Annotated in this window: 21 protein-coding genes, 1 tRNA gene and 1 other RNA gene; 13 read left to right on the plus strand and 10 right to left on the minus strand. The window is 66.9% G+C overall.

Features of this window, described 5'->3' with window-relative positions:
- Window positions 1-6 precede the first annotated feature (6 nt).
- Genes RIL96_RS01840 through RIL96_RS01850 form a run of 3 tightly spaced genes read right to left on the minus strand, consistent with a single transcriptional unit; the run spans window position 7 to window position 4,291 of the window.
- Window positions 7-1,770, minus strand: a complete 1,764-nt coding sequence (locus RIL96_RS01840) for an acetyl/propionyl/methylcrotonyl-CoA carboxylase subunit alpha (protein ID WP_310547286.1) — start codon at window positions 1,768-1,770, stop codon at window positions 7-9.
- A gap of 16 nt (window positions 1,771-1,786) precedes the next feature.
- Window positions 1,787-3,508 (minus strand): 5-oxoprolinase subunit B/C family protein, encoded by a 1,722-nt coding sequence (locus RIL96_RS01845; protein ID WP_310547287.1) that lies wholly within the window; start codon window positions 3,506-3,508, stop codon window positions 1,787-1,789.
- A gap of 12 nt (window positions 3,509-3,520) precedes the next feature.
- Window positions 3,521-4,291 carry a LamB/YcsF family protein gene (locus RIL96_RS01850; RefSeq protein WP_310547288.1) on the minus strand — a complete coding sequence of 257 codons (771 nt, stop codon included), beginning with the start codon at window positions 4,289-4,291 and terminating at the stop codon, window positions 3,521-3,523.
- A 151-nt stretch (window positions 4,292-4,442) separates the two neighbouring features.
- Here RIL96_RS01850 and RIL96_RS01855 point away from each other — a divergent pair, with 151 nt between their 5' ends.
- Window positions 4,443-5,654 (plus strand): MFS transporter, encoded by a 1,212-nt coding sequence (locus tag RIL96_RS01855; RefSeq protein WP_310547289.1) that lies wholly within the window; start codon window positions 4,443-4,445, stop codon window positions 5,652-5,654.
- A 112-nt stretch (window positions 5,655-5,766) separates the two neighbouring features.
- On the opposite strand, the gene RIL96_RS01860 is transcribed toward RIL96_RS01855, so the two are convergent.
- From RIL96_RS01860 to RIL96_RS01870, 3 genes are all read right to left on the minus strand, one after another.
- Window positions 5,767-6,789: a glycine betaine ABC transporter substrate-binding protein gene (locus RIL96_RS01860; RefSeq protein ID WP_310547290.1), complete on the minus strand. Its 1,023-nt coding sequence runs from the start codon at window positions 6,787-6,789 to the stop codon at window positions 5,767-5,769.
- 134 nt (window positions 6,790-6,923) lie between these two features.
- Window positions 6,924-7,757, minus strand: a complete 834-nt coding sequence (locus RIL96_RS01865; RefSeq protein ID WP_310547291.1) for an ABC transporter permease — start codon at window positions 7,755-7,757, stop codon at window positions 6,924-6,926.
- Window positions 7,757-8,986 carry a quaternary amine ABC transporter ATP-binding protein gene (locus RIL96_RS01870; protein WP_310547292.1) on the minus strand — a complete coding sequence of 410 codons (1,230 nt, stop codon included), beginning with the start codon at window positions 8,984-8,986 and terminating at the stop codon, window positions 7,757-7,759. Before RIL96_RS01870 ends, RIL96_RS01865 begins: the two co-directional genes overlap by 1 nt.
- Before the next feature lie 570 nt (window positions 8,987-9,556).
- Here RIL96_RS01870 and RIL96_RS01875 point away from each other — a divergent pair.
- Window positions 9,557-10,933 carry a CitMHS family transporter gene (locus RIL96_RS01875; protein ID WP_310547293.1) on the plus strand — a complete coding sequence of 459 codons (1,377 nt, stop codon included), beginning with the start codon at window positions 9,557-9,559 and terminating at the stop codon, window positions 10,931-10,933.
- A gap of 2 nt (window positions 10,934-10,935) precedes the next feature.
- Here the strand turns inward: RIL96_RS01875 and RIL96_RS01880 are convergent, their stop codons facing one another.
- The 4 genes from RIL96_RS01880 to ffs all read right to left on the minus strand — a co-directional run bounded on the left by RIL96_RS01880 (window position 10,936) and on the right by ffs (window position 12,951).
- A complete protein-coding gene (locus RIL96_RS01880) occupies window positions 10,936-11,448 on the minus strand; it encodes a LytR C-terminal domain-containing protein (RefSeq protein ID WP_310547294.1) in 513 nt (170 codons plus the stop codon).
- 33 nt (window positions 11,449-11,481) lie between these two features.
- The gene (locus tag RIL96_RS01885; protein ID WP_310547295.1) at window positions 11,482-12,201 is read right to left on the minus strand and encodes a thermonuclease family protein; all 720 of its coding nucleotides are present in this window, start codon (window positions 12,199-12,201) and stop codon (window positions 11,482-11,484) included.
- A 50-nt stretch (window positions 12,202-12,251) separates the two neighbouring features.
- Window positions 12,252-12,731 (minus strand): hypothetical protein, encoded by a 480-nt coding sequence (locus tag RIL96_RS01890; protein ID WP_310547296.1) that lies wholly within the window; start codon window positions 12,729-12,731, stop codon window positions 12,252-12,254.
- A gap of 123 nt (window positions 12,732-12,854) precedes the next feature.
- Window positions 12,855-12,951: signal recognition particle sRNA small type (ffs, locus tag RIL96_RS01895), an RNA gene on the minus strand.
- A gap of 192 nt (window positions 12,952-13,143) precedes the next feature.
- Here ffs and RIL96_RS01900 point away from each other — a divergent pair.
- The 11 genes from RIL96_RS01900 (at window position 13,144) to RIL96_RS01950 (ending at window position 25,752) form a co-directional block, all read left to right on the plus strand.
- Window positions 13,144-13,228 (plus strand) — tRNA-Ser (locus tag RIL96_RS01900).
- 315 nt (window positions 13,229-13,543) lie between these two features.
- Window positions 13,544-14,569 carry a hypothetical protein gene (locus tag RIL96_RS01905; protein ID WP_310547297.1) on the plus strand — a complete coding sequence of 342 codons (1,026 nt, stop codon included), beginning with the start codon at window positions 13,544-13,546 and terminating at the stop codon, window positions 14,567-14,569.
- Window positions 14,570-14,781: 212 nt separating this feature from the next.
- Window positions 14,782-15,771 carry an acyltransferase family protein gene (locus RIL96_RS01910; RefSeq protein WP_310547298.1) on the plus strand — a complete coding sequence of 330 codons (990 nt, stop codon included), beginning with the start codon at window positions 14,782-14,784 and terminating at the stop codon, window positions 15,769-15,771.
- An 89-nt stretch (window positions 15,772-15,860) separates the two neighbouring features.
- The gene (locus RIL96_RS01915) at window positions 15,861-18,554 is read left to right on the plus strand and encodes a DNA polymerase III subunit gamma and tau (protein WP_310547299.1); all 2,694 of its coding nucleotides are present in this window, start codon (window positions 15,861-15,863) and stop codon (window positions 18,552-18,554) included.
- 77 nt (window positions 18,555-18,631) lie between these two features.
- Entirely contained in the window at window positions 18,632-19,237 is a 606-nt protein-coding gene (gene recR, locus RIL96_RS01920; RefSeq protein WP_310547300.1) for a recombination mediator RecR, read from the plus strand.
- A gap of 354 nt (window positions 19,238-19,591) precedes the next feature.
- Complete coding sequence (locus tag RIL96_RS01925) at window positions 19,592-20,476, plus strand: transporter substrate-binding domain-containing protein (RefSeq protein ID WP_310547301.1); 885 nt, start codon at window positions 19,592-19,594, stop codon at window positions 20,474-20,476.
- 33 nt (window positions 20,477-20,509) lie between these two features.
- Window positions 20,510-21,313, plus strand: a complete 804-nt coding sequence (locus RIL96_RS01930) for an amino acid ABC transporter permease (protein ID WP_310547302.1) — start codon at window positions 20,510-20,512, stop codon at window positions 21,311-21,313.
- A gap of 5 nt (window positions 21,314-21,318) precedes the next feature.
- The gene (gene ehuD / locus RIL96_RS01935; protein ID WP_310547303.1) at window positions 21,319-22,056 is read left to right on the plus strand and encodes an ectoine/hydroxyectoine ABC transporter permease subunit EhuD; all 738 of its coding nucleotides are present in this window, start codon (window positions 21,319-21,321) and stop codon (window positions 22,054-22,056) included.
- A complete protein-coding gene (gene ehuA, locus RIL96_RS01940; protein WP_310547304.1) occupies window positions 22,040-22,846 on the plus strand; it encodes an ectoine/hydroxyectoine ABC transporter ATP-binding protein EhuA in 807 nt (268 codons plus the stop codon). The genes ehuD and ehuA overlap by 17 nt, the downstream gene beginning before the upstream one ends.
- Window positions 22,847-22,859: 13 nt before the next feature.
- Window positions 22,860-24,299 carry a YfcC family protein gene (locus tag RIL96_RS01945; protein WP_310547305.1) on the plus strand — a complete coding sequence of 480 codons (1,440 nt, stop codon included), beginning with the start codon at window positions 22,860-22,862 and terminating at the stop codon, window positions 24,297-24,299.
- A 61-nt stretch (window positions 24,300-24,360) separates the two neighbouring features.
- The gene (locus RIL96_RS01950) at window positions 24,361-25,752 is read left to right on the plus strand and encodes an amidohydrolase (protein WP_310547306.1); all 1,392 of its coding nucleotides are present in this window, start codon (window positions 24,361-24,363) and stop codon (window positions 25,750-25,752) included.
- The last annotated feature ends 60 nt before the right edge of the window (window positions 25,753-25,812 follow it).

Consider the following 25,812-nt stretch of genomic DNA (forward strand, 5'->3'; position numbering starts at 1 on the left):
TGGGGCTCAGCCGATCCTACCGAGGATCTGCCCGCCCTTCAGCGCGGTCCCCGGTTCCAGCTCCTCTCGATGGAATGTGCCGGAGGTCTCTGCGCGCACTGTGGTCTCCATCTTCATGGCTTCGACGACGGCGAGCCCCTGCCCTTCCTCCACCTCGGCGCCGTCTTCGCTCACCCAGGACACCAGGGAGCCGGAGACCGGGGACGTGACGGCGCCCTGGTCTTCGGCATCATCAGCGCCGGGCGCCCCGGGGCTGTGTGCCCCGGCGGGATGGGCGCCGGCGGAGCCGAAGAGGCTGAGCAGCTGGGCGGGCAGACCGAGAGTGACGGCACGGCCGTCGATCTCCACCGTGGCGCGCTGCATGGACTGTTCCCGGTGCCGGAGGGCAGTGCTGAGATGTTCGGATTCGGCGAGCTCCGCCTCGAAGTCGGTCTCGATCCACCGGGTGTGCACGCCGAAGGCCTCCGGACCGGATGCGGCGAGGAAGTCCTCGGCCTCGAGCACTGCGCGGTGGAAGGGCAGCACCGTGGGGAGGCCGTCGATGCGCAGCTCCGCCAGTGCGGTCCGGGCTCGGCGCAGCGCGGTGGGGCGGTCGGCGGCGGTGACGATCAGTTTCCCGATCATCGAGTCGAAAGCTCCGGAGACCTCGTCTCCGGTGCGGATCCCGGTGTCGATGCGCACTCCTGGTCCGGTGGGCGGCTGGAACAGGTCGACCGGGCCGGGGGTGGGCAGGAACCCCTGGGCAGGGTCCTCCGCGTTGAGCCGGAATTCGATGCTGTGCCCGGCCGGCTCCGGGTCCTGGGTCAGGCTCAGCGGCAGCCCGTCGGCGATGCGCAGCTGCTCGGCGACGAGATCCACTCCGGAGGTCTCCTCGGTGACCGGGTGCTCGACCTGCAGGCGCGTGTTCACCTCCAGGAAGCTGATCACTCCGTCCGGGCTGAGCAGGTACTCCACAGTGCCCGCGCCGGTGTAACCGGCCTCTGTACAGATCGCCCGAGCCGATTCGTGCAGCCTGTCCCTCTCCTGTCGGCTCAGGAACGGTGCCGGTGCTTCCTCCACCAGTTTCTGGTTCCGGCGCTGCAGCGAGCAGTCCCGCAGTCCGACGACGACCACCTGGCCGTGGGTGTCGGCGAGCACCTGGGCTTCGACGTGGCGGGGCCGGTCCAGGAACCGTTCGACGAAACACTCCCCGCGGCCGAAGGCAGCCTCGGCCTCGCGGACCGCGGAGGCGAACCCCTCGTCGATCTCGTCGGTCTGGCGGATGACTCGCATCCCGCGGCCGCCACCGCCGTAGGCGGCCTTCACCGCGACCGGCAGGCCGTGCTCCGCGGCGAAAGTGCGGACCTCTTCCGCCGAGGACACCGGGCCGTCAGTGCCGGGGGCTAAGGGGGCTCCGGCGGCGACAGCGATCTGCCGGGCGGAGACCTTGTTCCCGAGCGCGTCGATGGTCTCAGGGCTCGGCCCCACCCACGTGAGCCCGGCATCGATCACGGCGCGGGCGAAGGCGGCGTTCTCGGAGAGGAAACCGTATCCGGGGTGTACCGCGTCGGCTCCGGAGGCCTCAGCGGCGGCGAGGATCTTCTCGATGTCCAGGTACGTCTCCGCCGCGGTGGTCCCGTGCAGGGCATGGGCGACATCGGCGAGTTCGACATGCATCGATGCCGCGTCCTGGTCAGCGTAGACGGCGACAGTCTCGATGCCGAGTTCGCGGGCGGTGCGGATGATCCGCACGGCGATCTCCGAGCGGTTGGCGATGAGCAGCCTCTTCATGGACGGGACCTTCCGTTCAGCGGGTGCGGGTGTCGGGAGTGTCTGAGGCCTCGGGGACGCCAGCCGCTGCGGCGTCCTCGGGCGCGAGGGTATCCGGGTCGACAGGGATCAGCCTCAACAGATCGCCGGGGGCGAGCTGGGCGGCGTGGGACATGTCCTCCGGGACGACGACGCCGATCACCGGATACCCACCGGTGACGGGGTGATCGTTGAGGAACAGCACGGGCAGCCCCGACGGCGGCATCTGCAGGGAGCCGCGCACCACCCCTTCAGAGGGCAGCTCGTCTGTGCGGGCGCGGGTCAGCGGCCGTCCGCCGTCGGCAGGCTCCACACGGATCCCGATGCGGTCAGACTCCTGGGTCACCACCCACCGCTGCTGGCTGAGTGCCCGGACTTCCTCCTCGTCGAACCAGTCATCACGGGGGCCGCGGGTGAAGCGCAGGGGGACGGCACCGTCTTCCCGTTCCGCCCATGCGCTCTGCTCGACCAATGTGCTCAGCTCCGCAGGCGACACGGCATGCACAGGGTGTCCGCCGAGGCGGATCAGGTCTCCCGCCTCCAACGGCGCCGGACCCAGCCCGGACATCGTATCCGCGGAGGCGCTGCCCAGCACCGGCTCTGCGGCGATCCCACCACGCAGCGCCACCACCGAACGCAGCCCACGGTTCGGGGCCGCGAGCTCGAGCCGGTCTCCGGCGAGAAGGGTGAAGGCAGCGTACAGCGCCGGGTGCCGCACTGAGCCGTCCTTCCCGGTGACTTTCAGCGGGGTCTCGGCGCCGCAGACGGCCAGCACCGAAGTGGCGCACGCCTGAAGTCGGAGACCGCCGTGGAGGACTTCCAACACCGGGGCCGAGGCGTCATTGCCGGCCAGCCGGTTCGCCTGCCGCATGGCGTTCTCATCGGCGACGCCCGCGCGGGAGACCCCGAGATCAGAAAGCCCAGCCCGGCCGAAGTCCTGCACCAGAGTGCGCAGCCCCGGAGCGAGCACCTCCAGCACGGCATCTGCCCCAGCATCTGTTCTGGCGCCTGTTCCAGCCTCTGTTCCAGCTTCAGCGCGGGCCTCCGCAGGTTCCGCCGTCTGGTGAGAGGTCAGGGCCTCAGCGGTCACCGCACAGTACCGGACGGTGTCCCCGGGCCGGACCAAGGCCGGCGACTCCCGGGAGACGTCCCAGAGCACCGCGGCAGTGCGCCCGATCAGCTGCCAGCCCCCCGGGGATTCGCGGGGATAGACGGCGGAGAACTCACCGGCCAGGGCCACGGATCCCGCGGGCACCTGAGTCCTGGGGCTGTGCCGCCGCGGTACCTGATCGGGGTTCTCTGCGGGCACGCAGTAGGTGAACCCGGGGGCGAAACCGCCGAAGGCGCCGATCCAGTCGCGTGAGGTGTGCTGCTCGATGAGCCCCTCCACGCTGAGGCCCAGGTGCTCGGCGACGTCGTCGAGATCCTCCCCGTCATAGACCACCTCGAGCTCGACGCGGCGTGCCTCTCCGGCGGAGAACGCACTGACCTGCAGCTGTTCGAGGGCCTCGGCACCGCGGCGCGCCGCCGGACGGGAGTCGAACCGCAGCAGCAGAGTCCGTGCGGCGGCGACCACGTCGATCTGACCGCGCAACGGGTGCTCAGCCAGGTGCTGGTGGTGGGCCAGGACATCGTCGAGGGTGGCGAATTCGATCAGCAGGGACCGCGGCCCGGCCAGCCGCACCCCGGTGGGACCGGCGCAGGGAGAATCGAGGGTCATCGGCGTCGAGGCTCAGGCCGCTTCGGTGACGAAGCTGCGGATCTGGACCCCCTGGGCCTCCAGCGCCTGACGCACGGCAGCCGCCATGGCCACGGACCCCTGGGTATCACCGTGGACGCAGATCGATTCCGCATCCATGGGGATGCGGGTGCCGTCACGGGCGATGATCTCGCGGTCCTCGGCCAGGCGAAGCATGTTCTCCACCACGACGTCGACGTCGTGGAGCACCGCATCCGGTTCGCGGCGTGAGACCAATGTGCCGTCGGCGTCGTAGTTCCGGTCTGCGAAGGCCTCAGCTACTCCGCGCAGCCCGTTCTCCGCGGCGAAGTCCAAGGCCACAGAACCCGGCAGCAGCAGCACCGGCAGGCTGGCATCATAGGCGGCGATGGTGTCGATGACAGCCCGGGCGTGGGTCTGATTGCCGATCATCGAGTGGTACAGGGCCCCGTGCGGCTTGACGTACCGGATGCGCCCACCGGCGGCCGATGCCATGGCCTGCAGCGCCCCCAGCTGGTAGAGGACATCGGCGGCGAGCTCCTCATAGGAGCAGTCGAGGAACCGGCGGCCGAAGCCGTCGAGATCCCGGTACCCGATGTGCGCACCGATGGCCACACCGTTCTCCGCGGCGATGCGCGAGGTCTCACGGATGGTGCCCGGGTCCCCGGCGTGGAAGCCGCAGGCGATGTTGGCGGAGGAGACGGTCTTCAGAATGGCGGCGTCGTCGCCCATCCGCCAGTTGCCGAAGGACTCTCCGACGTCGGAGTTCATGTCGATATGTGGCATAGTCGGCTCCATCCTGCCTCGGGCTCGGGTCCGAAAAGTCGTGATCTCCATCATGCCGCACCCTCTGAGATTGTTCAACAATCATGGGTCCACGCTGAAGCCTCCTCTCGTCCGTGAAAGAATCATCGGTGTGACTGACCAGAGTGATGACGTGCCCGCTGAACGCCCGCGGCTGGTCACCGGTCGGTTCCTGTTGGCCACCGGGGTGAACTTCGGCTTCGCCCTGGTCTTCTACATGCTGATCACCGGCATGGCCGTCTATGCGACGGAGCAGTTCGGCTCCGGTGACACCGCAGCGGGCTTCGCTGCCTCGGCGTTCGTCGTCGGCGCTCTGCTGGGCCGCATCCTCTCAGGCAAGTACTCTGATCACCTGGGGCGACGGCGTTCCATCCTCGTCTGCCTGGTGATCTACACGGCGGTCTCGGCCCTTTATCTGGTGGCAGATTCCTATGAGCTGCTGGTGGCCATGCGGCTCACCCACGGTATGGCCTTCGGCTTCGGGCAGACTGCACTGACCGCCGGCGTCTTCGCGATGATCCCCGCCTCACGGCGCGGTGAGGGTTCCGGCTACTACACGATGCCGATTGCGCTGGCCCCGGCGATCGGCCCGGCGATCGCCATCCAGCTCAGCGCTGCCGTCGGTTTCTGGGCGATGTTCGTCGCGGCGACCACGTTCTCCGGACTGGCGCTGCTGGGGGCACTGTTCCTGCGTCCGCCGGAAGTCTCTCCGACGCCGATGACCTGGCGGCAGAAGCTGGTGCTGCGCCCGGGTGAGATCCTCTATCCGCGTGCGTTCCCCATCGCCCTGGTGATGATGCTGCTGGGTATGGCCTTCGCCTCAGTGATCGCCTTCCTGCACGGCTTCGGACGCGCCGAAGGCATGTTGGAGGCAGCCTCCACGTTCTTCCTGGTCTACGCGGTGGCGATGCTCATCGCGCGGGTGCTCACCGGCAGGATCCAGGACCGATTCGGCGACAACGCGGCCATGTACCCCTGCTTGGCGCTCTATGTGGTGGGCATGGTGCTGCTGACCTGGTCACCGCATCCCACCGCGATCATCGCCGCCGGTGTGCTCACCGGGTTCGGCTTCGGCTCACTGCTTCCCGTGCTGCAGGCGGTGGTCGCCGCGCAGGCGGAGCGCGGGCGGGTGAGCATCGCCGTCTCCACCTTCTTCATCCTGCTGGATCTGGGCTTCGGGGTGGCTCCGCTGGCGCTGGGCATGCTGGTGGAGGCCTTCGGGTATCGGGAGATGTTCGCCGCCTGCACGCTGGTGGTCGCCCTCGCCTCTGTCCTGTACTGGATCCTGCACGGCCGTCATGACGTCCGCCAGGGCACGCCGCGACGGCGGCCCGGCAGGACCTGATACCCCAGCCAGAACTCCACCGAAAAACACCGCAGAGACAGTTCTCCCCGCCACCGGAGAATCGTGCTCCGGTGGCGGGGAGAACCACAGGCCGTGGAGGCTCAGCCGAGGGTCAGTTCTCCTCGCCCTCGGAGTCTTCGTCCTCAGCGTCCTCAGTGTCCTCTGCGTCCTCGGCGTCATCGTCACTGTCAGCGTCGTCGCCGTCGCCGCCCTCGGTCAGACCGTCGACGTAGTCCTGGTTCTCGCTGACCCAGTCCGCGACGATCTCCTCGTAGTCGGCGTCCTCCTCGGCCTCGTTGAACATCTCGTTCTCGAGGTCGTAGAGGAGTTCGGCGTCCATCTCGAAGTTCTCCATCCACTCGGCCACCTCGGGGTGGTCGTCGGAGAAGCCCTCGCGGCCGAAGACGCTGAGCGTCTCAGCATCTCCCAGAGTGCCCTCCGGGTCCTCGAGGTCCTTGATGGGGAAGGCCTCGTACGCCCAGTGGGGGTGCCACAGGGTGACGACGATGTTCTCATCGTTGTCCGTGGCGGTCTGCAGCTCGGAGAGCATCGCCGGGGTCGAGGAGGTGGTGAAGTCCATGTCCTCGAGCCCGTAGGTGGGGATGACCTCGTCCTCGGTGACACCGGTCAGACCGGCGCCGGACTCGATGCCGACGATCGTGTTGCCGAACTCGTCAGCGTTGTCGGCCAGCTCCTCCAACGAGTCGATCGGCGCGTCCTCGTTGACGGCGATGGTCAGCTCGGCGTCGTCGTACCAGGAGCCGTACTCCTCCAGGGTGTCTCCGTAGTCCTCGATGTAGCTCGCGTGGGTCACCGGCTGCCAGACATCGAGGTTGAGGTCATAGTCGCCGCTGGCCAGACCGGAGAAGACCGGGCCTGCCTCGGCCTCTTCCAGGGTGACGTCATAGCCCTCAGCGGTGAGAATGCAGTTCCACAGCTCAGAAGCCGCGATGCCCTCTTCCCAGCCGGAGAAGACGCCGATGGTGATCTCACCCTGATCGCCCTCACCGGAACAGTGCTCCTCGACGGCGTCGGAGCCTCCCCCGTCCCCGTCTCCGTCGCCGCAGGCCGTCAGGGCGAGTCCCGCGACGGAGAGCACAGCGGCGGACTTCATGAATGTCGATGTGGTGCGCATGAGTGATTCCTTCCTTGGTGACAGGTGTTCAGTTGTGCCTCGCAGTGCCCCAAGCCCTGCGAGGAGGTTTCCAGACGATGGCGACGAATCCGACGACGGCGGCCGTGAGGCCTCCGCACCGCATGGCCGTCGCATCAGGTGGTCTTGTCCTTCCCGGCGAAGCTGGTGAGCCGGTCGAGGAAGATCGCCAGGATGACCACGGAGATCCCCGCCTCAAAGCCGAGCCCCTCATCCAGACGGTTCAGGGAGCCGACGACCTGGCCTCCCAGCCCACCGGCTCCGACCATCCCGGCGATGACCACCATGGACAGAGCCAACATGATGACCTGGTTGATGCCGGCCATGATCGTCGGCAGGGCCAGGGGCAGCTGTACCTGACGGAGGATCCTCCATCGTGAGGCGCCGAAGGCCTCACCGGCCTCGACCACTTCGCGGTCCACCCGGCGGATGCCCAGTTCGGTGAAGCGCACCCCGGGGGCCAGGGAGAAGAGGATGGTGGCGACCATCCCGGGGATCACCCCGACGCGGAATATCACCAGCGCCGGGATCAGATACACCATAGGCGGCATGGTCTGCAGGAAGTCCAGCACCGGGCGGATGAGGGCGGAGAACGTGCGCGAGGTGGCGGCCAGGATGCCCAGGGGGACGGCGATGATCACGGCGGTGACCGTGGCCACGAGCACCAGGGCGAGAGTCGACATCGCGTTCTCCCACTGGTTCACCCCGAAGATCAGCACGAAACCGAGGACGGTGCCGATGGCCAGCTTCCAGGAGCGGATCCACCAGGCCAGGGCGGCAAATATCAGGGTGATCGCCCACCAAGGCGGTGTGCTCAGCGCCCAGACCAGGGCGTCGTAGGTCTCGGTGAGCACGGCCCGCAACACGTTGAAGAAGCCGCCGAGGGCGTCGAGCATCCATGCCAGGATGTCCTCGCCCCAGTCACCGAGCGGAATGCGGAAGTCGTCCATCAGCGTCCTCCTTCGGCGGTGTCAACGGTGTCAGCGGTGTCAACGGCGGCGTCAGCAGCAGTGTCAGCAGTGGCGTCCACGGCAGCCTCAGCAGTAGTGACCGTCGGCGGCTCTGCGGCAGCCGCGCTCGGCTCCGGCAGCGGGGCCGAGTACTCCTCCGGCGTGTTCAGGGAGGCCAGGAGATCGGGGATGCGGATCCAGCCGATCGGCTCACCGGCTGCGCCGTCGGCGGTGACCGCCACCGGTCCTTCCGCATGGGCGGCCACCGGGACGATCTCCTGCAGCGTAGCGGTCTGGGCCACGACGGCCTGATCGGCCCCCGCACCCTCGTCGTCCGATACCTGTGCCTGCTCCTGTGCGCTCAGCGCGCCCGGAGCGACCATCACCGAGCCGGCGGTGAGCACCCGCCCGCGGTCGACGTCGGCGATGAACTGAGCCACATAGTCATCGGCCGGGCGGGTGAGGATCTCCTCGGGGGTACCGATCTGCACGATCCGCCCGTCCTTCATCACCGCGATCCGGTCACCGATGTACATGGCCTCATTGAGGTCGTGAGTGATGAAGATGATGGTCTTGCCCAGTTCGCGCTGCAGCACGATGAGCTGCTGCTGCATCTCCCGGCGGATGAGCGGGTCCAGAGCACTGAAGGCCTCATCCATGAGCAGGATGTCGGTCTCGGCGGCCAGGGCTCGGGCCAGCCCGACGCGCTGCTGCATACCGCCGGAGAGCTCCCCGGGATAGTGATCCTGCCAGCCGTCGAGTCCGACGCGGGCCAGCACATCCAGCGCCCTGCGCTCTCTGGCGTGGACCTCCACACCTTGGATCTCCAGCCCGTAGGCGGCGTTCTGCAGCACGGTGCGGTGCGGGAACAGCGCGAAGTGCTGGAAGACCATGGCCATGTCCTCGGCACGGAGTCGGCGCAGCCGCTTCTTGGGCAGGCGGCCGATGTTCCGCCCCCGCACCTCCACGGTCCCCTCCGTGGCCGGCTGCAGACCGTTGAGTGTGCGGATCAGCGTCGACTTCCCTGAGCCGGAAAGCCCCATGACGACGAAGATCTCGCCCGGCTGCACATCGAAGGAGGCGTCGATGACGGCGGCAGTGCCCAGTTCTGTGAGGTCCGCCCGATCCTCGCCGGCCTTGATCCGACGGACGATCTCCTTCGGTCTGCGCCCGAAGGCTTTGAACACATTGCGCACGCTCAACGAAGGCGCATCGCCACTGTGACTCAACCTGGAGTCCTTCCTTACGACGTCCACATTCTCTCGACGCACGAACTCCGAGCCGTTCCCGCAGGCGCCGCCTACGGAACAAGCTGTGTCACACGGGGACGAAATCGGTCGCGCGGCTATCAGCGTAGCAAAGTTGACCGTAACCGCCACGAAACTTCGACAATAATCTTATTTCTAAAATGTTATAGATTGGATAACGGTGCGAGACTGTGGACATTACTCGCCATGATCGCTGATGTGCCGCAGAGCAATGCGACGATGGCGCCGCTTTGCGCTGATAGCAACGAACCCGTGCGCACCTCCACAGCGTGCGATTTGACCAGCGGGCAAGATAACAATCATCGCGATATGACAGGGAATATCATCCTGGTGAAACACCGACATAGGGCTGAATCGCAGCTGGACACACGGGGCCCGCTACGTGCCGAGGAGTACGCCGGCCGCTGTTCCCATGATGCGGGTCACCCTTGAGACCAGTACGATCCCCTGAGACCACCCATCGGCCGATGACGGCAGAGCAGCTGATCACCACCGGTCACCTACCCACTCAACGCGGCGCAGGAGCACACTATGGACGAACCCTCAACTCTGTTGACCCTGGGCGGGCTGGCGATCATCGCCGTCACCGTCGGTCTGCTGATGTGGAACCGGCTCTCGCCCATTGTGGTGATGTCCCTGGTCCCGCTGCTCGGCGCCCTGCTGGTCGGCTTCGGCCCGTCTGACCTGGTCGAGTTCTTCGATTCCGGGGTGGCGCAGGTGATGAACGTCGTGGTGATGTTCATCTTCGCGATCCTGTTCTTCGGGATCCTCTCCGACGCCGGCCTCTTCGATCCGATCGTCCGCGGCCTGATCTTGCTCACGCGAGGCAAAGTCGTCCTCGTCTCCGTGGGCACGGCACTCATGGGCGTCGTGGCCCATATGGACGGTGCCGGAGCGACCACGTTCCTGCTGACCATCCCGGCGCTGCTACCGCTCTATCAGGCCCTGAACATGAGCCGGTACCTGCTTCTGCTGCTGCTCGCCCTCTCAGCGGGGATCATCAACATGGTGCCCTGGGGCGGGCCTTTGGGCCGCGCGGCCAGTGTCACCGGCATCGACCCCGGTGAGCTGTACCGTCCGCTGATCCCGCTTCAGATCGTCGGTCTCGTCCTGATCGTCACCCTGGCCGTGCTGCTGGGGCTGCGTGAGAAGTCGAGGATCGCGAAGAAGGTGGCCGCCGGTGAGGTCCAGGCCGCCGATGACGTCGAGGTTCGCAGCTTCGCCGACGACTTCGCCGCACGGCAGGCGGAGCAGCGTGCGGAGATCGCGGCGACGATGCGCGGTTCCCGTGCCGTCTACTGGGCCAATGTGGTGCTGGCGCTGTCCATCATCGGGCTCATGCTCGCTGACATCCTGCCTCCGGCGCTGGCCTTCCTGATAGGTGTGGGCATCGCGCTGCCGCTGAACTTCCGCGGTTCCGACCTGCAGATGGAGCGCGTCCGCGCGCACGCACCCAACGCACTGATGATGGGCGCGGTGATCCTCGCGGCTGCGGTCTTCCTCGGTGTGCTCAACGAATCGCAGATGCTGGAGTCGGTGGCTCTGTCCTTCCTCACGGTGATCCCTGATGGGCTCGGCCCGAATCTGCATCTGGTGATGGCGTCCTTCGGTGTGCCGATGGATCTGCTGACCTCCACTGATGCCTATTACTTCTCCGTGCTGCCGCTGGTGGAGGCGACGTCTTCGCAGTTCGGCGTGGGTACGGCGGAAGCGGCTCACGCGATGCTGGTCGGCAACATCATCGGCACCTTCGTCAGCCCGTTCTCCCCGGCGCTGTGGCTGGCGCTGGGCCTCTCCGGCGCGAACCTCGGCACCCATCTGCGGTACTCGTTCTTCATCGTCTGGGGCTTCTCGCTCATGATGCTGGTCGCCGGTCTCGTGCTGGGACTCTTCAGCATCACCACCTGAGCTCAGCGGCAGACGAGCCGCCCCTGCTCCAGGACCACATCCTCGACGGGGAGCATCCCGTCGTATTCGTCACCGATGACGAGATCGATGGTGAAGCCGTCACGGCCGTCGATGTCGACGTAGGTGCGCGAATATTCCTGCTGGAGGGTGTAGGCCTGCCGCAGGCCCCGGTCCCCGGCACGGATGATGGTGTCGAAGCCGGTGTTGCCGGCGTAGTCGTTGTCGACATCGCCCACACGGAATCCGCGGTCGGTGAGTTCCTCGGCCACCTCGCTGGCCAGGCCGGGACGGTTGGTGACGTTGTAGACGTCCACGCGCACCCGCTCCGGGGTGACCGGTGAGAGGGTCGCCGTCGGGCAGTCTTCCCCGGCGGGGATGTCCTGGGAGAAGAGATCGATCTCGACAGTGCCGTCGATCATCAGCCAGCTGAGCACAGTGGCCCCAGCCAGCGTGGTTCCGGCGGTCAGCCCGACGAGGATCCTACGGCGCAGCGGCGCGCGGGTCTCGTCGGTCATAGGGCGAGTCTAGGCGGCTGGTCCGGTGGATGCTCAGGGGATCGCCGGAGTGCAGTCCAGGTCATCGGCGAAGACCCCGACGCCGTCGCGCTCGGCCTGCTCCCAGGCCTCTTCGATCTCGGCGAGGAACCGGTCGTTCGGCGCATAGACCACAGGGGCTCCGTAGCCGTCGCGGGCCAGCTGGGCGTTGATGAAGGTGTCCTCGGAGTAGACTCCGGCGAGCAGGCGGTCGTACTGGTCGGTGCGCTCTTCGTCGAAGGCCAGCTGCACCTCGTCGCCGGGGCGCAGCAGCTCTTCCATCCGCTCAGTGGCCTCCGGCCCGAGGCATTCTGTGGGCTTATCAGGGTGGACGGTCTCCGGGGTATCGATGTTGAGCAGCCGGACACGCTCCTGCTGACCATCCAGGGTGACGACGAGGGTGTCACCGTCGACGACCCGCTCCACAACGGCGGACTCGCCCGCCCCGTCGGCTCCGTCTGCAGTATCACTGAATCCGAGCACTTCGATGAGTATGCCGATGAGCAGCAGGAGGCCGATGAGTGCCGCGATCCAGGGGAACACCGCACCGTTGGCCCCGCGTGGGCCACGGCGACCGGCGCGGATGGGGCCACGACGACCATTGCCGGTGCTGCTGCCGGTGCTGCGCCGCCGGTTGCCGGATCCGCCGCTGCGGCGGCGCAGATCGCGCATTCCCTGGCGTGCGACCCTGCGTGCCCCGCGACGGGCGAAGCGGCCGAACTGCTGACTGGACATGGGCACGAGTCTAGCGGGCACCCCTGACAGGGATCAGTCCCAGATGTTCTTCAGTCCCAAATGTTCTCCGCGGAGGGCTCGCAGGCTCCCGAACGTTCCCGCTGCCGCATATCGTAGGCAACCTGCAGGCCCGTGATCAGACCGGCCCCGGCGGCATAGACCAACCGTGGTGCGGGCACCCGCAATCGGCGCAGTCCCACCTCGACGGCGTCGTCGACCCAGTAGCTCACCCGCGTGGCGAGGTGGATGAGAACTGCCGGGCCGAGGCCGATCGCGACCCGGGCCTGCGGGGAGAGAACCGTGGCAGCGGAGCCCTCAGCGGGTGCGTGATCGCCGGAGTGCCCATCAGCTGAGGAGACGTGCCGCAGGGCGGCTGCGCTCGTCCCCGCCACAGCCAGCGGGAACCCCCAGAGGACACCGCGATGCAGGGGCCGGGGCCAGCGTCTCACCGGGATCACCGAGGAGGCACCGACGAGAATCCCGGTGACAGTGCCCGCAGCGCGGGGGCTGCGCGTCAGTCGGTGGATCACGCCCCGGAGGCTGTGGGGCGGCAGTCGGTGCTCAGTCATCATGACCCCGTCTCGTCTCGGCTGTCGGCTTACAACCCCGGTTCAACTCTGGGTGATTTCGCTACAGCGCATGATACCCATGTATAGAAAAGCCCCACGTGCACCTGCCAGAGCCCACTTACCCTTGCTACCTTCCGGTCCTGGGGGAGTTCAGCAGGATGACACCACACGTGGGGCCGGACTCCATCGTAGTGCCCCGATCAGAGCTGACGCCAACTCAGCGGCGGCCTCAGCCGGAGCATCTTGCGCGAAAGGCACGAGTTAAGCCGCGAGTGAGGCGCAGAGCCTCGATGTGCGTTCCCCCGGGCGACTCCGCTATGATGGTCTGCGTTCTCATCACGCGGGGTGATCCTCCGCGTCATGGGAACAGCCAGGAGGATTCGCCTAGCGGCCTATGGCGCACGCTTGGAACGCGTGTTGGGTTCACGCCCTCGGGGGTTCAAATCCCCCATCCTCCGCTGACAGCCCTCGCTCCCTGATATATCAGGGAGCGAGGGCTTTTCTCTGCATGAGCCCCCGCGGGGCGGGGGCTGAGCATCCGCGTCGCTTTTTCAGTCACGATCAGCCCCGCTGACCCCGGAAATCTCTCGATCCGTGACTGCAAAGGGGATCTCGATCCACTGGACCCAAGATCACGATCAGGTCACAGTTCACCTGATTTTCGACTGCAAAGATTGCAACGTCATGGGTCGGCGTGCTCGACTGATCTACGTCAGAGACCACCGGCGTCACGGCGACGCCTCCCGAGAGGACGGAACGGCATCATGCGACAGATGACCACCCCCACGAACACGGCAGAGTGCCCCTCCGAGGCCTCGCTCGACGCGGTGAAGCCCCACCGCTCTATCGTCCACCGCGCCGCCGGCGTCCTGACCGCAGGACTCCTCGCCTTTTCGCTGACCGGCTGCACCCTGCTCGACAACGATTCGGACTCCGATTCCGACGATCAGGATCAGGAGCAGACCTCGGAGAACGAGGACGACCAGGACAGCTCCGAGGACGATTCCGACGCGGATTCAGGTGACGACTCGGTTGACGACTCGGGTGACGAGTCAGATGATGACGCCGAGGACAAGGACGACGCAGACGACGCAGACGACGCAGACGACTCCGACGAGGCCGACGAGACGGAGGAGCCCGCTGACGACGACTCCCCCACCGACGAGGAGAGCTCTGAGGCCTCCGGTTCCGACACCTTCGAAGGCTCCTCCGGCTCCTCCTTCGACGGCTCGGGCGACGGCGAGGACGACTCCGACACTGACGACTACTCCACCGACGCCCCGGATCCGGTCTCAGGCAACACCGGCACCAGCTCGGCGGAGTTCCGCGACTCAGTGCAGGACGCCCTCGACAACAGGAACTTCCAGGAGGGTGACGTCAGCGGCGTCGAGATCTATGACGAGGAGATGGAGAACGGCCTGGAGATCACCCGCGTGATCCGGGACTTCCCCTCGCCCAGCAACTCCTGGCGCCTCCAGGAGGGCGGCGAGGTGATCCTGCTCTATATCGAGCCTGACGTCGGCTCCGACCTCTACAGCTCGATCGGCAAGATCCTGTTCCTCGGCCCGGAGGGCAATGAGCAGCGCAATTCGCTGCTCATGGATTCGGAGATCGAGGCAGCCGGGCTCACCGCCTATGACCCCTATGTCGATGACGACCTCCCCGGTTGGGCAGCGTTCGTCGTCGATGAACGTGCCGACAGCTACAACCTGGGCATCGTCCGTCCGGAGACTGAGATCATCGGCACCGACCAGATATTCGATGAGCGGGTGTGGGAGTTCTCGCTCTCCGCTGAGTGATCGTCTCCGTGGTCCGCTGAGAGATCCGCCGAGAGGCCCGCTGAGGACTCCCCGGCTCAGGACTCGCTGGCTCAGGCCCCGTCGGCTCAGGTGCCCACCGCCCCTGAACCGGCGGGGCCTGTGTCGACGGGGCCTGTGTCGACGGGGCCTGCGCCAATGGAGCCTGTGTCGACCTCCCCGATGAGACCCTGCTCACCGTAGAATCGGAGGCGATGTCCTCCCCCGTCTCGCCGCCCTCGGACGCCGGTGCCGGTTCCTCACGCCGCATGCGGTGGATGGACTTGCTCCGAGGCCTGGCCGTCGTGCTGGTCGTCATCATGCACGGTGCCACGATCCCGCTCTCCACGGACTCCGGGTTCCGTGAGTGGGTGGTCGTCAACCAGTACCTCGAACCGGTGCGTATGCCGCTGCTGATGTTCCTCTCCGGCATGCTGCTGCCCCGCGCTCTGCGCAAGACCGCCGGTGAGTACCTCTGGGGCAAGTTCGCCGCCATCGGCTGGCCAGCACTGGTCTGGATGGTGCTCTACGGTGTGCTGATCTTCCGCAACGGCCCCTTCGATGCCGCCTATTGGGCCACCGGGGACTACCTGTGGTTCCTGCTGGCGCTGCTGGGCTGCTACCTGATCGCCCTGGTCACGCGGAAGATCCACCCGGGGCTGACGGCTGCGGTGATGATCGCCACGGTCAGCCTCACCTCACTGACGATCCTGCCGGACCGTATCCTCTACTACGGGACGTTCTTCTTCCTGGGCGCGTGGCTCGGCCGGTATGTGCTGGCCTGGTCCCGCACCCATCCGATCGTTCCCCTGCTGCTCCTCGGTCCGGCCGCCGTACTCTCCCATCTGGCCGTCCAGGACGGTTCGCTGCGCGGAGGCAGCTGGCAGGCCGCGGCGATCTCGGTGACGTGCCTGGCCGTGGTGATGTGGTTCGCCCCGAAGATCCCGTCCAATGCCCGCACCTGGTTCCTGGAATGGATGGGGCGGAACTCGCTGGTCGTCTACGTCACCCATTTCCCGATCCTGGTCGTCATCCATCGCACGATGGACCAGCTCGGCGCTGATCCGCTGCTCCACGTCAGTGTGACCACACTGGGCGGGCTTGCGGTGACCGTCGGGATGGTGGCTCTGCGCCCTTGGACTCCCTGGCTCTACGCCTCCCCCCGTGGCGATCACCGCCGTGCTGCGCTGTCACCTCGGCAGTGAACGGTTCGGCCGGGCTGACACGGTGAACAGGCCGGGATGTCCCACAGGCTCCGATGCGCCTGTCAGCGGCAGGCGGTAGGGTTTCTGGGGTGAGCACCGCCCTGTACCGCCGCTACCGTCCGGATACCTTCGCCGACGTCATCGGGCAGGAGCATGTCACCGCCCCGCTGATGACCGCCCTGGAGAAGGACGCGGTCTCTCACGCCTATCTGTTCTCCGGCCCGCGCGGCTGCGGCAAGACCACTTCGGCGCGCATCCTGGCCCGCTGCCTGAACTGCGCCCAGGGTCCGACGCCGACGCCGTGCGGCTCCTGCGAATCCTGCCGGGATCTGGCCACCGGGGGTCCCGGCTCGCTGGATGTGATCGAGATCGATGCGGCCAGCCACGGAGGTGTCGACGACGCCCGTGACCTGCGGGAACGGGCCACTTTCGCACCGGTGCGGGACCGCTACAAGATCTTCATCATCGATGAGGCTCATATGGTCACCGCAGCGGGCTTCAACGCGCTGCTGAAGATCGTCGAAGAGCCTCCGGAGCACATCAAGTTCATCTTCGCGACCACGGAGCCGGATAAGGTCATCGGCACGATCCGCTCGCGCACCCACCACTACCCGTTCCGCCTGGTGCCTCCGGAGCCGCTGCTGGATTATCTGGACCGGCTCTGCCAGGAGGAGGGGGTCGGCGTCGCTCTCGGTGTGCTTCCGCTGGTGCTGCGCGCCGGAGGCGGTTCGGTCCGCGACACGCTCTCGGTGCTCGATCAGCTGATCGCCGGCTCCTCAGCTGAGGGGATCGACTATGAGCGGGCCGTGGCGCTGCTCGGCTTCACCCACTCGGCGCTGCTGGATGACGTGGTGGCCTCGCTGGCCGCCCGTGAGGGTGCGAAGGCCTTCGACGTGGTGGACCGTGTGGTCCAGTCCGGGCAGGATCCACGCCGGTTCGTCGAGGATCTGCTGGAGCGGATGCGGGATCTGATCATCGTCAAAGCAGTCCCGGAGAATCCGGAGGCGATTCTGCGTGGTGTGCCCACGGACCAGATCACCCGGATGCAGGAGCAGGCCAGCACTGTCGGCTCCGGGGAGCTGTCCCGTTCGGCCGATGTCACCGCGCAGGCGCTGACCGATATGGTCGGCGCGACGTCCCCGCGGCTGCATCTGGAGCTGCTGATGGCTCGGCTGCTGCTGCCTCACGCTGATCAGGGCACCTCCAGCCTGGCCGCCCGTCTGGATCAGCTGGAACGGCGCCTGGACTTCCTCTCCGGCTCCGGCGCTGAGCCCCAGGCACCGGCAGAAACCGCAGCCCAGCCACCTGCGGAGTCTTCACAGGCTTCCACACCGACTTCCGCACCGGTTTCCACAGCGACTTCCGCACCGGTTTCCACAGCGACTTCCGCACCGAGATCGCCAGCGCCGACACCCGCGGCGGCGCCTTCCTCCGCCGCCGATGACTGGGCGGCGCCGGGAGTCAGCCGGGGAGCAGCCGAGGAGCCAGAAGCACCGCAAGCGGCAGCAGAGCACTCGGCAACAGAACGCCTGGCAGCAGAGCGCCCGACGACGGCCACGGAGCAGTCCCCCGTCCCCGCGCCCAGCGCTGCACCGGCCGCGGCAGCAACCGCGGCAGCAACCTCGACAGAGACCCCAGTAGCCCAGCAGGCGACCTCATCCGACTCCTCACGTGCGGATATGATGCAGCGCGCCTGGCCCGATGTGGTCCACGCGCTGGCCTCACAGTCGCGTCTGCTGTGGATGCTGGTGAAGGACAACGCCTCCGTCGCCGGATTCGACGGTCAGACCCTCACGCTCTCCTTCACCAATGACGGCGCCCGGAACACCTTCGCCTCCCGCAACGGTGAGCAGGCGCTCGGCGCGGCGATCCACCAGGTGTTGGGAATGTCCGTGAGCTTCGACCTCATCACCGGAGGGGCTCCACCGGCAGCTGGTCGGGGCCCAAAAGGCCCTAGCCGGCCGACGCCGGCGCCGCAGCCGTCCCAAAGCCCCAGCGAACAGAGCCCCGAACATCAGGTCCCTGGGCCTCAGGGCGAGGTAAGCCAGAGCCCCAGGGACCAAGAGGAACCTGCCTGGGTGCACGAGGAGACACCGGAGGAACAGCCCCCTCCCCCGGATGAGCCACCCCCTGAGGACCCGCACGATCTGCCGCCCTCAGCGCATCCCGCCTGGGACGGCGACCCGAGCACGGACCCCGCCGGGACCGTCGAGGACGAGCCGGACCAGGCACAGGACGCTGAGCCCAGCGCTGAGCCGGATGCCTACCGTCACGCGGCGACTGCCCCGAAGGTGCCGGTTTTCGCGCGGCCGTCCCCCACGGCACCCGCTCCGGCACCCGCTCCGGCCGCCACGACACAGCCCGCGGCTGCGCCGTCATCCCCCCAGACCACCGACGCATCCCAGCACACACCGCCCCGTCACGCGGCGATCCGCGAGCGTATGGCCCGACGGCAGCCGGCGTCGCCCGGTGAGCAGCCGCTGCCTCCCCCGGACCCCTTCGGCACGCCGAGACCGCCGGAGGACGCCGAACAGGCTGAGGTTCGCCCAGAAGCGCACCCTGAAACTCACCCCTCAACTCACCGCACGTCTCACCCCACGGCTCACACCGACGCTCGTCCAGAAACCCCACCCGAAAATCCTGCTGGAGAGCCCGCCGAGGATGTCCCCAGCGATGATGACATCACCGTCGAGGACTCAGCCGTCTTCGGCCGCAAAGCCGTGGAACGGCTGTTGGACGGTACCCTCATCGAGGAGCGTTCGCTCTCCGGCGGTCCGCTCTGACCGGCCGCAGGCCCGCCCAGGCCATCCCTGACGGGTCCCTGTCAGGCCATCCCCGCTGAGAAAGGCATCCGCACACCGTGTACGAAGGCGCAGTCCAGGACCTCATCGACGAATTGGGGCGGCTTCCGGGCATCGGCCCCAAGTCCGCCCAGCGCGTGGCCTTCCATATCCTCGAGGCGGACACTGAGGACATGAAGCGCCTGGCCGAGGCGATCGTCACGGTCAAAGAGCGGGTGAAGTTCTGCGAGGTCTGCTTCAACGTCTCCGAGGGGACGCGCTGCCAGATCTGCCTGGATGAGCGGCGCGACCCGTCAGTGATCTGCGTGGTGGAAGAGTCCAAAGATGTCATGGCCATCGAGCGCACACGCTCCTTCCGGGGGCGGTACCACGTGCTCGGCGGCTCCATCAATCCGATCGCCGGAGTCGGGCCGGAGCAGCTGCACATCCGTGAGCTGCTGAGCCGGCTCTCCGATGACGCGGTCGAGGAGGTCATCATCGCCACCGACCCGAATCTGGAGGGCGAGGCTACCGCCACCTACCTGGTGCGGATGCTCGGCTCCATCGGCATCCGGCTGACCCGTCTGGCCTCGGGCCTGCCCGTCGGCGGGGATCTGGAGTATGCCGATGACGTCACCTTGGGACGCGCCTTCGAGGGCCGACGGTCGCTGACCGCAGACTCCTGAGCGCCACCGCAGATATCTTTATCAGAATGTGATCCAATGCATTCAAGAAGCTATTACCGGGATTTTTCGTGGCTCGCCGGACTCACCTGAGTCCGTGGTATGAGCGCGATCCACCCGCAGAATCCCCGTTTCTGGAAGATTTCACCGCACTGTGATCTGAGCCCCTCCGAGCCCTCTTCTGGGGCCTGACAGCGCCGTCGTACAGGAATTCAGATACCCAAGACGCTTTTCCCTCACTACTGTGGCGATCAGCACCGACGGTGATCGCGCCCACTCGCCGCGCTCAGCATCGGTGCCGCATTCACGGGGCCAGCGTCACGTGAGCACCACACCACCACAGATGAGGGGACCATCATGAGCACCTGGAGGACGTCCAAGGCCACGACGCTCACCGCGGCCACCGCCGCGAGCCTGCTCGCGCTGACCGCCTGCGGCAACGGCGACGATGACAACGGCGAGGCCGACGGCGACACCCTGCAGATCGCCCTGTTCGGTGAGGAGCCCTACTCCTGGCTCGATGACGACGGCGAGCCCACCGGCGCGACGATCGCCGTGGCCGAGGAGATCTTCGAAGAGCGCATGGGCTATGAGCTCGAGGTCGAGGAGACCGACTGGGACAACCTGATCCCCGGTCTAACCTCGGAGAACTGGGACGTGGTCTCCGCGGGCATGTCCATCAACCCGGAGCGCTGCGCTGAGGCGGCCTTCGGAGAGCCCGAGCTGGTCTACACCACCGCCCTGCTGGTCGAGGAGGGCAACCCGGCCGGCGTCGAGGACTTCGACGATCTGCTCGCCGCCCAGGAGGACGGCGATGACCTCGACGTCGTCGCACTCTCCGCTGGGGTGGAGATGGGCTGGCTCGAGGAGATGGGCATCGACGCCGAGGGTGTGGCCAACGCGCAGGACGGCATCGACTTCGTCGAGGGCGGCCGCGCCGATGTCTTCGCGCTGACCGCCATCTCCTTGGAGGCCATGGCTGGAGACATGGACGGGCTCGAGGTCACTGACGCGTTCAGCCACGAGATCTCTGTGGGCGCCCACACCTTCCGCCCCGAGGACACGGAGCTCATCGAGGAGTTCAACGAGCATCTGGCGGAGCTCAAGGAGTCCGGCGAGTACCTCGACATCGTCTCCGAGTTCGGCTTCACCGAGGCGGAGATCCCGGATCCGGAGATGACCACCGAAGAGCTCTGCGAGGGTGACATCGACGCCCTGAACGAGAAGTACCTCGAGGACTGACCCACCACCAGCTGAGAGACCACCGGACACCCTATGGATTGGTTGGGCGAACAGGCTGAGCACTTCGAGTCGCTGAGCAACTTCTCCGAACGCCTGCTCGACGGGCTCACCACCACTGTGCTGCTCACCCTGCTGGGCGGGCTCGTCGCCTTCGTCGTCGCCGTGGTGCTGGGGCTGATGGCCGGCAGCCCCAGTCTGTGGCTGCGCGGACCGGCGCGCGTACTCATCGAGTTCTTCCGCGGCATCTCTCTGCTGGTGCTGCTGTTCTGGATGGTCTACGTGCTGCCGGTCTTCCTCATCCGCTATGACATCCCGCTGCCGGGACCGCAGGACCACACCTTCGTCACCGGCGTGCTGGCACTGGGCATCAACTACGGCGCCTACGGGGCGGAGGCGGTGCGCGCCTCGCTGACCACCGTGCCCAAGGGCCAGTGGGAGGCGACGACGGCGCTGTCGATGTCCTGGGTGCATAAGATGCGGCGGATCATCTTCCCCCAGGCGTGGGCGTTGATGATCCCGTCGCTGGCGAATCTGTGGATCCACCTGCTCAAGGGCAGCGCGATCGTCTACATCCTGCCGCGGGTCAATGACCTCACCTTCGAGCTGAACAACCTGCGTCGGCCCACCGATGTGTGGTTCTCCCACGCCTTCGTCGGACTGGTCACCTACTTCCTGCTCGCCCTGGTGCTGCTGTTCGTGATGCAGGCATTGGAGGCCCGGGCCAAGCATCGGCTCGGCAGAGGCCCGTCTCTGCGCGAGGTGTTCTCGCTGCGGCTGCGCCCGGTCAGCACGGAAGGCTCCTCGCCCGCGGCGGGAAAGGGCGGTGAGGACCGATGAACATCATGGACACTCTGCCTGTCGGTTTCGGACAGCACACCGCGGCCGTGCTGGCCCAGGAGGTCGATGATCCGGCCATCGTCGACGAGTCCGGCCCGATCTTCGACTGGGGCTTCGCCCTGGAGGTGCTGCCCGATATCCTCACCGCGTTCCTGCAGGTCACCCTGCTGGTCACCGCGCTGGGCACACTCATCGCCGCCGTGCTGGGGCTGGTGATCGCCATCCTGATCATGGTGCTGCCGGCACCGCTAGCGTTCATCCTCCGCTGGGCGGCGAACTTCATCCGGATGACCCCGATCGTGGTGCAGCTGCTGCTGCTCTTTTACGGGGTGATGTGGATGGACCCGCTGACCATCGGCATCATCGTCTTCGGCGTCCACTACGCCACCTACATGTCTGAGGTGTACCGGGCAGGCATCGAATCAGTGCCGCGCGGACAATGGGAGGCGACCACGGCGCTGTCCATGAGCGCAGTGCGGACCTGGCGGCGGGTCATCGTGCCCCAGGCGCTGCGCTCGACGGTGCCCGCGCTGGGCAACTACGCCATCTCCATGTTCAAGGACACCCCATTCCTGTTCGTGATCTCGGTGATGGAGATGGTGCGGGTGGCCCAGACCATCGGTTCGCAGACGTTCCGCTATACCGAGCCGATCACCCTCGCGGGGTTGATCTTCCTCGCCGCGAGCTACCCCACAGCTCTGCTGATCAACCGATTGGAGAAGCGCCTTGCCTACGCCCACTGATCCGGCGCCTGACGCCGGCACTCCGGTCATCGAATTCGTCGACGTCGAGAAGCGCTTCGGTGACAACGTGGTCCTCAAGGATCTCGACTTCACGGTCGAACGTGGCGAGCGCGTGACCCTCATCGGTCCCTCCGGCTCGGGGAAGACCACCATTCTGCGGCTGGTGATGACTTTGGAGGAGCTCACCGGGGGCTACATCTACATCGACGGGGAGCCGCTGACCCACCGCGAGCGCGAGGGCAGGCGCGTACCGGTGTCGAAGAAGGAGCAGAAGCGGCTGCGCACCCGCATCGGTATGGTGTTCCAGCAGTTCAACCTGTTCCCCAATATGACCGTGCTGGAGAACATCGTCGAAGCACCGATCCACGTCCTGGGTCGGTCCAAGGCCGAGGCTACCGAGAAGGCTCATGACCTGCTGCGCCAGGTGGGTCTCTCCGATAAGGCCGATGCCCACCCCACCTCGCTCTCCGGCGGGCAGCAGCAGCGTGTGGCCATCGCCCGGGCGCTGGCGATGGACCCGGAGATCCTGCTGCTCGACGAGGTCACCTCGGCGTTGGACCCGGAGGTCGTCGGCGAGGTGCTGAACATCCTGCGCACTGTGGCTGAGACCACCAACGTGACCATGCTGATCGTGACCCATGAGATGGGCTTCGCCCGGGACGTGTCGCATAAGGTGATGATGTTCGACGGCGGACGTGTGGTGGAATCGGGACCACCGGAGAAGATATTCTCCGATCCCGATCATGAACGCACTCAGGCGTTCCTCTCCGCCGTGCTCGGCGATAACTGAAGGAGGCGGCCGCTTGGACGGTCAGACCCAGCAGAGCCCTGATGTCCGGGAGCCCGAGGCTCCTCGTACCGGGCTCCACCCGTTCCTCGTCCTCGGCACGATCCTGGTGCTGGCGGCACTGAGCACCTGGCTCATCCCCGCCGGGGCGTTCGATCGTGAAGAGATCGACGGCCGTGAGGTGGTCGTCGAAGGCTCCTACGGGCGGATCGATGCGGACCCCGCCGGGCTGACCGATCTGTTCACCTCAGTGCATCTGGGGCTGGTCGAGGCTGCTGCGATCATCTTCTTCATCTTCGTCGTCGGCGGCTCCTTCGGGGTCATGCAGCGCACGAAGGCCGTCGAATCGGGGATCACGGGGTTGGCCCGGCGGATGAGCCGGGCGCAGATCCTGATGATCCCGCTGCTGATGCTGGCCTTCGGCCTGGCCGGTGCGAGCTTCGGCATGTTCGAGGAGGCTCTGCCCTTCGTGCTGCTGCTGGCTCCGGTGGCCGTGCGGCTGGGCTATGACTCGATGACCGGGGCCGCCATCGTCCTGGTCGGCTGCGCCACCGGCTACATGGGGGCGATGACGAACCCGTTCACCGTCGGTGTGGCTCAGGAGATCGCGGAGGTGCCGCTGTTCTCCGGGCTGGAGTTCCGGTTGGTCATGTGGCTGGTGATGATGACGGTGTCCATCGTCTTCGTGACCCGTTATGCCCGCAGGGTCCACGCGGATCCGCTGCGCAGCTTCACCCACGCCGCCGATGCCGCCGCCCGGGAGGCTGACGCCCGGGCCGGGATCGACGCTGAGGCTCATGATGCGAAGCTCTCGCTGCGGCAGATCCTGGTGCTGGTCCTGCTGGGTGTCACCTTGGTCGTCATGGTCTGGGGTGTGCTGACCCATGAATGGTTCATCACTGAGATCGCCGCACTGTTCATCGCCTTCGGTCTGCTCTGCGGAATCGTCGGCGGCCTGGGGGTCTCCGGGACAGTGGAGGCCTTCTCCGAGGGCTGCCGGGATATGGTCGTCGGCGCCCTGGTTGTCGGCCTGGCCTACGCCGTGCTGGAGGTGCTGCAGTCGGCCTCGGTGATCGACACGATCCTCTACGCGGTCTCCTCCTGGGTGGACGGGGCTCCCGGCGCCCTGGCGGCGGCCGGCATGCTGGGCGTGCAGGCGCTGATGAACATCCTGATCCCTTCCGGCTCCGGGCAGGCGGCATTGACGATGCCCATCATGGCTCCGCTGGCGGATCTGGTGGGCATCGACCGGCAGACCTCGGTCATCGCCTTCCAGCTGGGCGATGCGCTGACCAATATCCTCACCCCGACGAACGGCCTGCTGCTGGCGGCATTGGCTCTGGCGAAGATCTCCTGGTTCACCTGGGCGCGGTTCGTCTGGCCGCTGATCCTCATTCAGGCGCTCGTGGGGTTGGGCTTCGTCCTGATCGCTCAGCTCTGGGTGTGGCCGGTCTAGACCCGCTGCTCTGGCCCTACCCCGCCCGCGACACCATCTACCACCTCAAGGAGAACACTCTGTGAGCACTGTGAGCTCGGCACCGCTGGAGACGCTCGAGGAGCATATGGACTGGCTGCTCGAGATCTACCGCGATTTCCACCGCCATCCTGAGCTGTCCCTGCGTGAGCATCGCACGGCCGCACGGATCGTCGAGGAGCTCCGGGCGATCGAAACGGCCACCGGGGCTGCCGAGCACCCCGAGGGCGGCTTCGAGCTGACCACCGGGCTCGGTCTCACCGGTGTGGTGGCCGTGCTGCGCCGCGGCACCGGGCCCACTGTGCTGCTGCGTGCTGATATCGATGGGCTGCCAGTGCGGGAGGAGACCGGGCTCGACTGGGCCTCACGCGACACCGGAGTTCCCTACCGGCAGGAGGCCCCGCACCACGCAGACGACGTCGGCGCCGATCAGCTCTCCGATATCGATCAGCTCCCCGGCGGGGACTCCGACCAGCACACCGGAGAACAGCTGCCGGTGATGCATGCCTGCGGGCATGACACCCATATCGTCTGTCTGCTCGGCACGCTGCGGATGCTGCTGGAGTCTGCGCAGCATGCAGACTCTGCGCAGTGGAGCGGGACCGTCGTCGCCGTCTTCCAACCGGCCGAGGAGCAGCACAACGGCGCGGAGCGGATGGTCGCTGACGGGCTGGCCCGCACGATCCCGGTTCCCGATGTCGCACTGGGCCAGCATGTGATGCCCGGCCCGGCCGATGCGGTGGAGATCGCCGAGGGGCCGATCATGGCCGCCTCCGATGACTTCCGCATCACCCTGCACGGCAAAGGCGCCCACGCCTCCGTCCCGCACCGCGGGATCGATCCGGTGGTCATGGCCGCCTCCCTGGTGATGCGGCTGCAGACCGTGGTCTCCCGGCACACGGACCCGGAGGCCACCGCAGTGGTCACCGTGGGGCGGATCGACGGCGGGACGAAGAACAACATCATTCCCGAGCAGGCGGTCATCGAGGGCACTGTGCGCAGCTTCGATGCTGAGGTCAGCCGCCGCTGCCGGGAGGTCATCACGCAGATGGCCCGTGCCGAGGCAGTGGCCCACGGCGCACCGGAACCACACGTCGAGTTCTATGATCAGCTGCCGGTCACCGATAACGACCCCGGCACCGCCCAGACGGTGCGCGCTGCGCTGACCGAGGAGTTCGGTGCAGAACGGGTCACTGAGATGGCCCGCCGCTCCGGGGCGGAGGACTTCTCCGTGCTGCCCGCCGCCTTCGGCATCCCCTACGCCTACTGGGGCTTCGGGGCCTTCGATCCTGAGGCCTGGCACGCCTGCACCGATCCTGAGGCCGAGTTCCCGGGGAATCATTCCCCGCAGTTCGCTCCGCTGGCGGAGGTGAGCCTGCGTACCGGGGTGCGGGCGCTGACCACCGCCGCCTGGGCCTGGCTGGGAGCGCGATGACCTCCGGGGACAACGCCTGACAGAGCGCACGCTTATAGACTGAAGATCGACACCAACCAT

The sequence above is a fragment of the Nesterenkonia aerolata genome, from assembly GCF_031470965.1.
Lineage (GTDB): Bacteria > Actinomycetota > Actinomycetes > Actinomycetales > Micrococcaceae > Nesterenkonia > Nesterenkonia aerolata.

What these genes read in the sequence shown, in the direction of transcription:
- RIL96_RS01875 (WP_310547293.1), top strand. Translation starts at nt 9,557, where the DNA reads ATGGACGAACCCTCAACTCTGTTGACCCTGGGCGGGCTGGCGATCATC.
- RIL96_RS01905 (WP_310547297.1), top strand. Translation starts at nt 13,544, where the DNA reads ATGACCACCCCCACGAACACGGCAGAGTGCCCCTCCGAGGCCTCGCTC.
- RIL96_RS01930 (WP_310547302.1), top strand. Translation starts at nt 20,510, where the DNA reads ATGGATTGGTTGGGCGAACAGGCTGAGCACTTCGAGTCGCTGAGCAAC.
- RIL96_RS01850 (WP_310547288.1), bottom strand. Translation starts at nt 4,291, where the DNA reads ATGCCACATATCGACATGAACTCCGACGTCGGAGAGTCCTTCGGCAAC.
- RIL96_RS01860 (WP_310547290.1), bottom strand. Translation starts at nt 6,789, where the DNA reads ATGCGCACCACATCGACATTCATGAAGTCCGCCGCTGTGCTCTCCGTC.
- RIL96_RS01910 (WP_310547298.1), top strand. Translation starts at nt 14,782, where the DNA reads ATGTCCTCCCCCGTCTCGCCGCCCTCGGACGCCGGTGCCGGTTCCTCA.
- RIL96_RS01845 (WP_310547287.1), bottom strand. Translation starts at nt 3,508, where the DNA reads ATGACCCTCGATTCTCCCTGCGCCGGTCCCACCGGGGTGCGGCTGGCC.
- RIL96_RS01880 (WP_310547294.1), bottom strand. Translation starts at nt 11,448, where the DNA reads ATGACCGACGAGACCCGCGCGCCGCTGCGCCGTAGGATCCTCGTCGGG.
- RIL96_RS01925 (WP_310547301.1), top strand. Translation starts at nt 19,592, where the DNA reads ATGAGCACCTGGAGGACGTCCAAGGCCACGACGCTCACCGCGGCCACC.
- RIL96_RS01865 (WP_310547291.1), bottom strand. Translation starts at nt 7,757, where the DNA reads ATGGACGACTTCCGCATTCCGCTCGGTGACTGGGGCGAGGACATCCTG.
- ehuD (WP_310547303.1), top strand. Translation starts at nt 21,319, where the DNA reads ATGGACACTCTGCCTGTCGGTTTCGGACAGCACACCGCGGCCGTGCTG.
- RIL96_RS01885 (WP_310547295.1), bottom strand. Translation starts at nt 12,201, where the DNA reads ATGTCCAGTCAGCAGTTCGGCCGCTTCGCCCGTCGCGGGGCACGCAGG.
- RIL96_RS01840 (WP_310547286.1), bottom strand. Translation starts at nt 1,770, where the DNA reads ATGAAGAGGCTGCTCATCGCCAACCGCTCGGAGATCGCCGTGCGGATC.